At 42.8% G+C, this 615-nt stretch carries 1 pseudogene; it reads right to left on the bottom strand.

Annotated features, from left to right (window positions below):
* Nucleotides 1-445 (bottom strand): annotated as a pseudogene (locus R7190_RS28680) (sigma-54-dependent Fis family transcriptional regulator); the annotation flags it as partial.
* Nucleotides 446-615 lie beyond the last annotated feature (170 nt).

The raw sequence follows: 615 nt of genomic DNA, 5'->3' as shown, positions 1-615 counted from the left end.
TCGGAGAAGATGAGCCAACTAGCAAACCAAATTGATCCAAATCGCTGGTGGCGACTTTACGTCCTTGCTCCTGCTTGTGTTGATAATACTGGCTCACTTCGGTCAGCGTATCAGACAGGATGGTGAGATCGACGGGTTTTCTGTAGTGAAAAATGGCACCTAGGTTCATCAGTTTATCGAGGTTCTCGTTAGGCGCGCCTGAACTGATGATGATTAAGTCCATGTCGTAAATGGCTTCGATATCGGAAAGTCGCTGGTAATCAGCGTGAGTGAAATGCGCCACTTCGACAATCGCGACATCCGGTTGAACGTCGACGAAGTGATCAATCCAATCATCGTCCGTTTCTGTGTCATACAAACGGAACTTATGTAATTCCTGACAAGAAGCGATAGCCTCCTTGAGGGCGGGGTCTTGTATTCTTAGAAACAGGCTTGGCAGTGACATAGAAATGTCCTCTTCACTATAACAGAAACAATGTACGTGTATTATTTAAGCTGTACAAGACAAAATATTGTCAAAGTCTGTTTAGGATCTGGTTGGTTATTAATATAGTGAGATCAACAGCAAACTATATATCTACATCGTTTTTCTTTCCTTATTTGTTGTGTGGAATT

The sequence above is a fragment of the Vibrio sp. 1078-1 genome (genome assembly GCF_033340475.1).
This window is presented reverse-complemented; position numbering and strand designations above follow the sequence as displayed.